Below are 9,810 nucleotides of genomic sequence, written 5' to 3' on the forward strand. Positions count from 1 at the left end.
GGACGATCAGCTCCGGGTCGACCTCCATGCGCGTGGCGATGCCGGTGCACTCGGGGCAGGCGCCGAAGGGCGAGTTGAAGGAGAAGGAGCGGGGTTCCAGCTCCTCGAAGGACAGGTCGTCGTACGGGCAGTAGAGGTGCTCCGAGTACATGCGCTCGCGCTCGGGGTCGTCCTCGGGGAGGTCGACGAAGTCGAGCACGACCATGCCGCCGGAGAGGCCGAGCGCGGTCTCCACGGAGTCGGTGAGGCGCCGCTTTGCGGTGCCCTTCACCGTGAGGCGGTCGACGACCACCTCGATGGTGTGCTTCTCCTGCTTCTTCAGCGTCGGGGGCTCGGAGAGCTGGACGGTCTCGCCGTCCACACGCGCGCGGGAGTAGCCCTTGGTCTGGAGGTCGGCGAAGAGGTCGACGAACTCGCCCTTGCGCTCGCGCACCAGCGGCGAGAGTACCTGGAAGCGGCTCCCCTCCGGCAGCTCCAGGACCTTGTCCACGATGGCCTGCGGCGACTGGCGGGAGATCGGGCGGCCGCACTCGGGGCAGTGCGGCTTGCCGATGCGCGCGAAGAGCAGCCGCAGGTAGTCGTAGACCTCGGTGATGGTGCCGACCGTCGAGCGCGGGTTGCGCGAGGTCGACTTCTGGTCGATGGACACCGCCGGGGACAGGCCCTCGATGAAGTCCACGTCCGGCTTGTCCATCTGGCCGAGGAACTGGCGGGCGTACGAGGAGAGCGACTCCACGTAGCGACGCTGGCCCTCGGCGAAGATCGTGTCGAAGGCCAGGGAGGACTTGCCCGACCCGGACAGCCCCGTGAAGACGATGAGCGAGTCACGAGGCAGGTCGAGCGAGACGTTCTTCAGGTTGTGCTCGCGCGCGCCACGGACGATGAGACGGTCGGCCACAGCCGGTCCGCACCTTTCTTGAGAGAAGTGACAGGGGCAGGGCCCCGTGCTTCTTCAGACTAGGGGGAGCCACTGACAACGCCGGTCGGATTCCTGGATGGGTAAACAATCCCGGACCATCAAGCATGCCCGAAGCCGTCACCGACCATATAGCACGCGCATTCGATTTACGGAGCCGGTGCGAAACCTTCACCCGAACGTGTGGCCGGGCTACTGTCAGCCCCATGATTGATCACGCTCATGACCTGGCGTCTGTACAGGAAGCGACCGAGCGGCTCCTCAGCGCAGCCGCCGCACTGGACAACGCGGCCGGCGCGCGACCGTCACGGCTGCCGGGCTGGACGGTCGGCCACGTCCTGGCACACCTCGCCCGGAACGCGGACGCGCTCGCCAACGTGCTGGACGGCCGTCCCATGTACGTCTCCGCCGAGGCCAGGGACGCCGACATCGAGCGGGACGCACCGCGCTCGCTCGCCGCGCACCTGGACGACCTGCGCACGAGCCACGCCGGATTCCTGGCCCGGGCGGCCGAGCCCGCGGACTGGACGCGCACGGTGGAACTGCGCAACGGGGTCACCGACGTCGCGGCCCGGCTGCCCTTCCGCCGCTGGGCCGAGGTCGAGCTGCACCATGTCGATCTCGGGATCGGGTACGAGCTGGAGGACCTCCCGGAGGAGTTCACGGAGCGGGAGATCGACTTCCTGGCGGACCGCTTCGGCGGGCACCGGGAGGTCCCGTCGACCGGTCTGCGCAGTGACACCGGCCGGGTCTGGACGACGGGCGGTGGCGCGCCGGGAGGCCCGATCGCCGTCGAGGGGTCCGCCGCCGACCTGCTGGGCTGGCTGGCAGGCCGCCGCGACGGCTCGGCCCTGGTCGTGAAGGGCGGGACACTGCCCGCACTTCCGCCGCTTTAGCACACGCGCAGCGCGCGGCACATCGGTGCCCGCTCTCCGCTATAGGCTGACCGCCATGACGTACAGCGGAGAGGTCACGGTCGGCGGACCAGCGGACGTGCACGAGCTCAAGGACCTGATGATCACCAAGATCGCGGTCGGGCCGATGGACAACAACGCCTATCTGCTGCGCTGCCGCGCCACCGACGAGCAGCTGCTGATCGACGCGGCCAACGACGCGGAGACGCTCCTCGGCATGATCGGTGACGACGGCATCGCGTCCGTCGTCACCACGCATCAGCACGGCGACCACTGGCAGGCGCTGGCCGAGGTCGTCGCCGCCACCGGCGCACGGACCTACGCGGGTCGCGAGGACGCCGCCGGCATCCCGGTCACCACCGACGTCCTCGTCGGCGACGGCGACGTGATCAGGGTCGGCCAGGTCGAGCTGACCGCCCGCCATCTGGTCGGGCACACCCCGGGCTCCATCGCGCTGGTCTACGACGACCCGCACGGCCATCCGCACGTCTTCACCGGGGACTGCCTCTTTCCCGGCGGTGTCGGGAACACGCGCAAGGACCCGAAGGCGTTCGCCAGCCTGATCCACGACGTCGAGACGAAGATCTTCGACGTCCTGCCGGACGAGACCTGGGTGTACCCGGGGCACGGCAACGACACCACGCTGGGCGCGGAGCGGCCGCACCTGCCGGAGTGGCACGCGCGCGGGTGGTGAGTGCGGGCCCCGGGCGGTAGGCGCGGGGCCCGGGCGATGAGTGCCGCGGGGCCCCGACGATGCGTGCAGGGCGCGTGCAGCGTCGCGCGCGCCCCGTGTGAACGGTTCGCACGCGTCGGCGCCCGGCGCACGCTCCCCGCGCACGCCGTCGCGCGGTCAACTGGTGGCAGCCCCGCACAGGATGACGGCTCCTGCGCGGTACGGGCCGCCGGTCATCATTCCCCGCCCTCGGCCGGCGGCCCCGGCGTCTCCGCTCCCCCGCACGCAGCGTTCACAAGACCGCAACACCCGTTCCCAGTATGCGGACAAACACCGGCTTGACGTGGACAAACGCGGCTTTCGCTGTCACTCTCCCGCCATGCACCCTGCCCCGAGCGCACTGCGCCGCGCCGCCGCCGCTGCCACCATAGCCCTGCTCGCCACCGCTGTCGGCTGCGCTCCGCAGCCGGACGACAAGGCGTCCGGCGGGTCCTCCTCCTCGGTCGGAACCACCTGCGCCAAGGGCAAGTTGGCCACCAAGACCTCCGGCAAGCTGACGATCGCGACCGACGAACCGGCGTACGAGCCGTGGTTCAAGGACGACAAGCCGGCCAACGGCGAGGGCTTCGAGTCGGCGGTCGCGTACGCCGTGGCGAAGCAGCTCGGGTACGACGAGAGCGCGGTCGTCTGGCAGCGGGTGCCGTTCAACAAGGCGTTCGCGCCCGGCGTGAAGACCTTCGACTTCGACATCAACCAGGTGTCCATCAGCACCGAGCGCAAGAAGGCCGTGGACTTCTCGTCCGGCTACTACGACGTCCGCCAGGCGGTCATCGCACTCAAGGGCAGCAAGGCGGCGAAGGCGACCGGCATCGCGGACCTCAAGGGCCTCAAGCTGGGCGCCCAGGTCGGCACGACGAGCCTCAACTACATCAGCGACGTGGTGAAGCCGTCCCAGGAGGCGGCCGCATACTCCAAGAACGACCAGGCCATCTCGGCGCTGAAGAACGGCCAGGTGGACGCGATCGTCACCGACCTGCCGACCGCCTTCTACGTCACCGCGGCCCAGGTGACCAACGCCAAGATCGTCGGTCAGTTCGAGAACCAGGGCGGTACGCCCGAGCAGTTCGGGCTCGTGCTGGACAAGGGCAGCGACCTGACGTCCTGCGTGTCGTCGGCAGTGGACGCCCTGCGCAAGGACGGCACCCTGGCGAAGCTGGACAAGCAGTGGCTGTCCGACGCCGTCGACGCTCCGGTGCTCAAGTGACGGTCACCAAGGACGAGTCCGGCCAGGAGAGCGCGGACGACAAGGGCGACATGGCCGCCGGTGCCCCCGAGGGCACCGAGGGATACACCCCCTCCGAACGGCGGCTGGAGCGGGAGCGCTACAAGCGGGCCCGCGCCCGTCGCGCGACCGCGATCGCCGCGTTGTCGACCCTGGTCACGGCCGTCGTCCTGTACGTGGTCGTGGTCAGCGCGCCCGGCTGGGAGCGCACCAAGGAGACCTTCTTCGACGGGCAGTACGCGCGCGAGGCGTTGCCCAAGGTCCTCGAAGGCCTGTGGCTCAACGTCCGGCTGCTGCTGATCTGCGGCGTGCTGGTGCTCGTCCTGGGCATGCTGATCGCCATCGCCCGTACGCTGCCGGGGCCCGTGTTCTTCCCCCTGCGGGCACTGGCGGCGGCGTACACGGACTTCTTCCGCGGTCTGCCGCTGATCATCAACCTGATGATCGTGGTCTTCGGGGTACCCGCGCTGCGCCTCCAGGGCGTCACCGTGGATCCGGTGCTGCTGGGCGGTGCGGCGCTGACGTTGACGTACTCGGCCTACGTCGCCGAGGTGTTCCGCGCGGGCATCGAGTCCGTGCACCCCTCGCAGCGCGCCGCGGCCCGCTCGCTGGGGCTGACCAACCGGCAGGCGCTGCGGTACGTGGTGCTCCCCCAGGCCGTGCGGCGGCAGGTGCCGCCGCTGCTGAACGACCTGGTGTCGCTGCAGAAGGACACCGGGCTCGTGTCGATCGGCGGCGCGATCGACGCCGTACGGGCGTCCGACATCATCGCCCAGCGCAGCCTCAACTACACGCCGTACATCGTCGCCGGGCTGGTCTTCGTGGCGCTGACCATCCCGATGACCCGCTTCACGGACTGGGTGACGGCCCGGATGGACCGCCGACGGGCCCAGGGAGGATCCATATGAGCGACGCGGCTGTTCTGCGCATGGAGTCCGTCCGCAAGACGTTCGGGGATTCCGTCGTGCTGCGGGACGTGGACCTGGAGGTCGCCCCGCACACGGTGACGGCGCTGATCGGCGCCTCCGGATCCGGCAAGTCCACGTTGCTGCGCTGCGCCAACCTCCTGGAGGAGATCGACGACGGCGCGATCTGGCTGGACGGCGAGGAGATCACCGATCCGCGTGCCGACCAGGACGCGGTGCGCCGCCGTATCGGCGTGGTCTTCCAGGCGTACAACCTCTTCCCGCACATGACCGTGCTGGAGAACGTCACCCTGGCGCCGCGGCGGGTGCACGGCGCCTCCCGCGCGGAGGCCGAGGAGCGGGCCGGGGAACTGCTGGAGCGCCTCGGCCTGGGCGACAAGGCCGGCGCCTATCCGGACCGGCTGAGCGGCGGTCAGCAGCAGCGGGTGGCGATCGTGCGTGCCCTTGCCGTGCGGCCCCGGCTGCTGCTTCTCGACGAGATCACCGCCGCCCTCGATCCGGAGCTGGTGGGCGAGGTGCTCACCGTGGTCCGCGATCTCAAGGGCGAGGGGATGACCATGGTGCTGGCGACGCACGAGATGGGCTTCGCCCGGGACGTCGCCGACCAGGTCTGCTTCCTGGACGGCGGCGTCGTACTCGAACGCGGCACCGCCGAGCAGGTGTTCGGCAACCCGCAGCAGGAGCGCACCCGGCGTTTCCTGCGGCGGATCGTGGAGGCCGGCCGGCTCTGAGGCGCTACGCGCCCTCGGCCGGCCGGCCCGGAAGCGTCACGCGTCCGCGGTCGCGGCGCCGACCAGTGCCGCGACCCGCTCCACGCCGAACACGTAGCCCTGGACGCCGCATCCGGCGATCACTCCGTCGGCGCGCAGGGAGACGTAGGAGTGGTGCCGGAACGACTCGCGCTGGTGGATGTTGGAGATGTGGACCTCCAGCACCGGCATGCCGTCGCAGGTGTTGAGAGCGTCCAGGATCGCGACAGAGGTGTGCGAGTAGGCGCCCGGATTGATGACGATGCCGCAGTGGCCGAGGCGGGCCTCGTGGATCCAGTCGACCAGTGCGCCCTCGTGGTTGGACTGCCGGAAGTCCACGGTGCCGCCGTGCGCGGCCGCCGCCTTGACGCACAGGGCCTCGACGTCGGCGAGTGTGTCGGAGCCATAGATCTCGGGCTGGCGCTGGCCCAGCAGGTTCAGGTTGGGCCCGTTGAGGATCATGATCGGGGCGTTGGCCAGGGTGCGGGGCACGATTCCTCCGGTCCGTGGGAAATCCTGGGGAGAGACGAACGGCCCCGGGAGGAACCGCTGCTCGGTCCGGTCTATCACGGTGCGCGGCGGCTCCTGTGCGGGGCGTCTCACCACCGCGCGCCCCCGTAACCCGCGATCACCCCTGGTAGTTGTCGGAGCATGCATGATGCACGCACCGTAAGGTCCCCCTCGATGCTGCGGCTGGCGGCCGCCTCCCTCGCCGGGACCGCGATCGAGTTCTACGACTTCTTCGTCTACGGGACGGCCGCTGCGCTCGTCCTGGGGCCGCTGTTCTTCCCCACGTTCACGCCGCTCGCGGGGACGCTGGCCGCGTTCGGGACGTTCGGTGCGGGGTTCGTGGCCCGGCCGCTGGGCTCGGTGCTGTTCGGGCACCTCGGGGACCGGCGCGGCCGACGCCCGGTGCTGGTCGCGTCCCTGCTGCTCACGGGGGCGTCGACGGTCTCGGTCGGGTTCGTGCCGGCGTACGACAGGATCGGGGTGGCCGCTCCCGTACTGCTGCTGGCGCTGCGCTTTCTGCAGGGGCTGGGGCTCGGCGGGGAGTGGGGCGGCGCAGTGCTGCTGACCGCGGAGCACGCGCCCGCCGGACGGCGCGCCCTGTGGTCGAGCTTTCCGCAGATCGGTCCGGCCATCGGCTTCCTCCTCGCCAACGGCGTGATGCTGGCCCTGTCGGCGTCCCTTACGGACGCCCAGTTCGCGCAGTGGGGGTGGCGGGTGCCGTTCTGGGCGGCCGGGATGATGGCACTGGGCGGGTTGTGGCTGCGTTCGTCGCTCCCCGAGAGTCCGCAGTTCCTGGAGATCGAGGAGCCCGCGCGCATGCCGTTCGCCGAGGTCGTACGGCACCACTGGCGGCTGGTGCTGCTGACGGCGGGGGCGCTCTCGGTCGGGTACGCGGTGTTCTACGCGGTGACGACCTGGTCGCTGGCGTACGGCACGGAGCGGCTCGGGGTGAGCCGTACCGTCATGCTGACGTGTGTCATGGCCGCCGTCGTGGTGAAGGGGTCGCTCACCCCGGTGGTGGCCCTGCTGGGCGACCGCCACGGGCGGCGGTCGCTGTGCCTCGTGGGGTGCACCGCCGCGGCGCTGTGGATGTTCCCCATGGTCGCGCTGCTCGCGACCGGACAGCCGCTGCTGATGTTCCTCGGGTTCACCGGTGCGCTGGTCGCCTTCGTCACCATGTTCGCGGTGGTCGCCGCGTATCTGCCGGAGTTGTACGAACCGCGAGTGCGCTGCACCGGTGCCGCCGTCGGCTACAACCTCGGCGGGGTCCTCGGGGGCGCGTTGACGCCGATCGTGGCGACGGCCCTGGCGGAGCACAGTGGTCGCGTGCCGTGGGCCGTGGGGGCGTATCTGACGGCGATCGCGCTGCTGAGCCTGGGATGCTTCGCGCTGCTGCCGGAGACGCGTCCGGTGCCGGCGCCGGTGGCGGAGGCCGAGCCGGTCGCCGGGTGAGGACCGCCGGACCTCGGGTTGATCGCCAGCTCCAGGTAGGCGGCGAAGAGCACCAGGTGGACGCCGCCCTGCAACGGTGTGGCCCGGCCCGGCACCACCGTCAGGGAGCTGACCACCACGGTCAGCGCGAGCAGCAGCATGTGGGTGGCGCCGAGGCCGAGGACGAGGGGGCCGGAGAGCCAGACGGAGGCGAGGGCCACGGCGGGGATGGTCAGGCCGATGCTGGCCATGGCCGAGCCGAGCGCCAGGTTGAGACTGGTCTGCACGCGGTCACGGCGGGCCGAGCGCAGGGCGGCGATGGTCTCGGGAAGCAGCACCAGCAGGGCGATGACCACGCCGACCACGGCCTGGTGCAGACCGGCCGCCGCCACGCCGGACTCGATCGTCGGCGACACGCCCTTGGCGAGTCCGACGACCCCGACGAGAGCGAGGCCGAGCAGGCCGAGGCTGACCCAGGCGACGCGTGCGGACGGGGCCGCGGCATGGTCGTCGGCGGTGATCACCTCGCCCTGCCGGGTGATGGGCAGGAAGTAGTCGCGGTGCCGCACGGTCTGGGTGGCCACGAACAGGCCGTACAGGATCAGCGACGACAGGGCCGCGAAGGTCAGCTGGACGCCGGAGAACTGCGGGCCCGGTCTGCTGGTGGTGAAGGTCGGCAGTACGAGGCTGAGCGTGGCCAGGGTGGCCACGGTCGCCAGGGCGGCGCCGGTGCCCTCGGGGTTGAAGACCGCGGTTCCGTGGCGGAGCGAGGCGACGAGAAGGCAGAGGCCGACGATGCCGTTGCAGGTGATCATCACGGCCGCGAAGACGGTGTCCCGGGCCAGGGTGGAGCTCTTGTCGCCGCCGTCGACCATGAGGGTGACGATCAGAGCCACCTCGATGATGGTGACAGCGACGGCGAGGACGAGGGAGCCGAAGGGTTCGCCGACCCGGTGGGCCACGACCTCGGCGTGATGGACCGCGGCGAGGACCGATCCGGCGAGGACCACGGTCACCAGCGCGACGACCACGCCGGGCAGACTGCGGCCCCAGGTGAACACGAGCAGGACGACCGCGAGCACCGGCACGAGGAACGTCCACAGGGTGGTGAGCGACCTGAGCCGAGTGATCATGCAGCGATGGTGGCAGAGGCGTACGGGCTTCGCATTCCGGTCCTTTCCGGCCCTTTCCGGCCCCCGAGGGCGTGCCGCCGGCGGGGCGCGGCCCCCGGGGTGACGGGTGTGGTCGGGTTGCGGTTACGTGAAGTCGGTCAGGTCCACGACGTCGCAGTCGGTGAACGACGGCGGCCGGGTGCACAGGGCGGCCATCTGCTCGGCGAACTTGCTCGTCTCGGGGTCGTCGCTGTTCTGCACGGCCTCCTCGTAGGAGTTGAACTCGATCACGCCTAGGTAGCGGCCTGGCCGGTTCCGGTCCCTGAGGATCAGGCGGCGCGTGGGGCCGTTCTCGCGGTCGGCGAGCCGGCTGCCCATCTCGTCGGCGAGCGCCTTCAGCTCGTCGATGCGGTCGGTCTCGAAGTCGATGATCTGGACGAATGTCACGGTTGCCTCCACCGGGCGGCGGCGCCCCCGGACCGGGGACGTTCCGCCACCCAACGAAGCATCCGGAGCGGTGGGTCGGCAATGCGCTTCGCACCGCTGCGCGGGGTGGTTGTTCCTACGTCCGACGTGGTCAGACGTCGATGCTGTCCTTCGGAGCGCCTTCGGTCGGGGTCTGCGCCGCCTCGGCCGCCGCCTGTTTCCTGGACGCCCTCAGGCTGGTGATCGTGGTGACGATCAGGACCGCGCAGATGACGCCGAGCGAGACCGGGATGCTGATCTCCGGGACGTGGACGCCGGACTCGTGCAGCGCGTGCAGCACCAGCTTGACGCCGATGAAGCCGAGGATGATCGACAGGCCGTAGCTGAGGTGGACCAGCTTCTTCAGCAGGCCGCCGATCAGGAAGTACAGCTGCCTGAGGCCCATCAGCGCGAAGGCGTTGGCGGTGAAGACGATGTACGGGTCCTGGGTCAGGCCAAAGATCGCGGGGATCGAGTCGAGCGCGAACAGGACGTCGGTGGTGCCGATCGCGAGCATCACGACCAGCATCGGCGTCATGACCCGCTTGCCGTTCTGCTCGATCCACAGCTTGGTGCCGTGGTAGCGGTCCGCCACGCCGAACCGCCGCTCCACCATCGTGAGCAGCTTGTTCTCCTCGTACTCCTCGTCGTGTCCGTCCTTGCGGGCGTCCTGGATCAGCTTCCAGGCGGTCCAGATCAGGAAGGCGCCGAAGAGGTAGAACACCCAGGAGAAAGCGGAGATGATCGCCGCTCCGGCGGCGATGAAGCCCGCGCGCAGCACCAGGGCCATGACCACGCCGACCATCAGCACCCGCTGCTGGTACTGGGACGG

The 9,810-nt window shown here is 70.3% G+C and carries 9 protein-coding genes and 2 pseudogenes; 6 read left to right on the forward strand and 5 right to left on the reverse strand.

All coding sequences use genetic code 11. The features are described 5' to 3' along the window. Nucleotides 1–898: pseudogene (locus JF597_RS50695) on the reverse strand (excinuclease ABC subunit A); the annotation flags it as partial. Nucleotides 899–1,122: 224 nt separating this feature from the next. Here JF597_RS50695 and JF597_RS50700 point away from each other — a divergent pair. From JF597_RS50700 to JF597_RS50720, 5 genes are all read left to right on the forward strand, one after another. After that, a complete protein-coding gene (locus JF597_RS50700; protein WP_294013175.1) occupies nucleotides 1,123–1,812 on the forward strand; it encodes a maleylpyruvate isomerase family mycothiol-dependent enzyme in 690 nt (229 codons plus the stop codon). Between the two features lie 55 nt (nucleotides 1,813–1,867). After that, the gene (locus tag JF597_RS50705; RefSeq protein WP_294013178.1) at nucleotides 1,868–2,524 is read left to right on the forward strand and encodes an MBL fold metallo-hydrolase; all 657 of its coding nucleotides are present in this window, start codon (nucleotides 1,868–1,870) and stop codon (nucleotides 2,522–2,524) included. Between the two features lie 358 nt (nucleotides 2,525–2,882). After that, nucleotides 2,883–3,767, forward strand: coding sequence for an ABC transporter substrate-binding protein (locus JF597_RS50710; RefSeq protein ID WP_294013181.1), 885 nt, complete (start codon nucleotides 2,883–2,885; stop codon nucleotides 3,765–3,767). Continuing rightward, on the forward strand, nucleotides 3,764–4,693 hold the full coding sequence (locus JF597_RS50715) for an amino acid ABC transporter permease (RefSeq protein ID WP_294013184.1): 930 nt from the start codon (nucleotides 3,764–3,766) through the stop codon (nucleotides 4,691–4,693). Before JF597_RS50710 ends, JF597_RS50715 begins: the two co-directional genes overlap by 4 nt. Beyond that, nucleotides 4,690–5,442, forward strand: a complete 753-nt coding sequence (locus JF597_RS50720) for an amino acid ABC transporter ATP-binding protein (RefSeq protein WP_294013188.1) — start codon at nucleotides 4,690–4,692, stop codon at nucleotides 5,440–5,442. The genes JF597_RS50715 and JF597_RS50720 overlap by 4 nt, the downstream gene beginning before the upstream one ends. 36 nt (nucleotides 5,443–5,478) lie before the next feature. Here the strand turns inward: JF597_RS50720 and aroQ are convergent, their stop codons facing one another. Further along, on the reverse strand, nucleotides 5,479–5,952 hold the full coding sequence (gene aroQ, locus JF597_RS50725; RefSeq protein ID WP_294013190.1) for a type II 3-dehydroquinate dehydratase: 474 nt from the start codon (nucleotides 5,950–5,952) through the stop codon (nucleotides 5,479–5,481). A 192-nt stretch (nucleotides 5,953–6,144) separates the two neighbouring features. Between aroQ and JF597_RS50730 the strand changes: the two genes are divergently transcribed. After that, entirely contained in the window at nucleotides 6,145–7,422 is a 1,278-nt protein-coding gene (locus JF597_RS50730; RefSeq protein ID WP_294013192.1) for an MFS transporter, read from the forward strand. A gap of 14 nt (nucleotides 7,423–7,436) precedes the next feature. Here JF597_RS50730 and JF597_RS50735 read toward each other — a convergent pair. From JF597_RS50735 to JF597_RS50745, 3 genes and pseudogenes are all read right to left on the reverse strand, one after another. Further along, a pseudogene (locus JF597_RS50735) lies at nucleotides 7,437–8,534 on the reverse strand (ionic transporter y4hA); the annotation flags it as partial. A 123-nt stretch (nucleotides 8,535–8,657) separates the two neighbouring features. After that, complete coding sequence (locus JF597_RS50740; RefSeq protein ID WP_294013195.1) at nucleotides 8,658–8,960, reverse strand: hypothetical protein; 303 nt, start codon at nucleotides 8,958–8,960, stop codon at nucleotides 8,658–8,660. Between the two features lie 130 nt (nucleotides 8,961–9,090). Then, a partial coding sequence (locus JF597_RS50745; RefSeq protein WP_294013198.1) for a TerC/Alx family metal homeostasis membrane protein occupies nucleotides 9,091–9,810 on the reverse strand: 720 nt, incomplete at its 5' end.

Source organism: Streptomyces sp. (assembly GCF_019510245.1).
In the GTDB taxonomy this organism is placed as follows: domain Bacteria; phylum Actinomycetota; class Actinomycetes; order Streptomycetales; family Streptomycetaceae; genus Streptomyces.

Bases quoted from the DNA above. Each gene is read 5' to 3' on its own strand.
- JF597_RS50700 (WP_294013175.1), top strand. From the start codon at position 1,123: ATGATTGATCACGCTCATGACCTGGCGTCTGTACAGGAAGCGACCGAG.
- JF597_RS50705 (WP_294013178.1), top strand. From the start codon at position 1,868: ATGACGTACAGCGGAGAGGTCACGGTCGGCGGACCAGCGGACGTGCAC.
- JF597_RS50710 (WP_294013181.1), top strand. From the start codon at position 2,883: ATGCACCCTGCCCCGAGCGCACTGCGCCGCGCCGCCGCCGCTGCCACC.
- JF597_RS50720 (WP_294013188.1), top strand. From the start codon at position 4,690: ATGAGCGACGCGGCTGTTCTGCGCATGGAGTCCGTCCGCAAGACGTTC.
- JF597_RS50730 (WP_294013192.1), top strand. From the start codon at position 6,145: ATGCTGCGGCTGGCGGCCGCCTCCCTCGCCGGGACCGCGATCGAGTTC.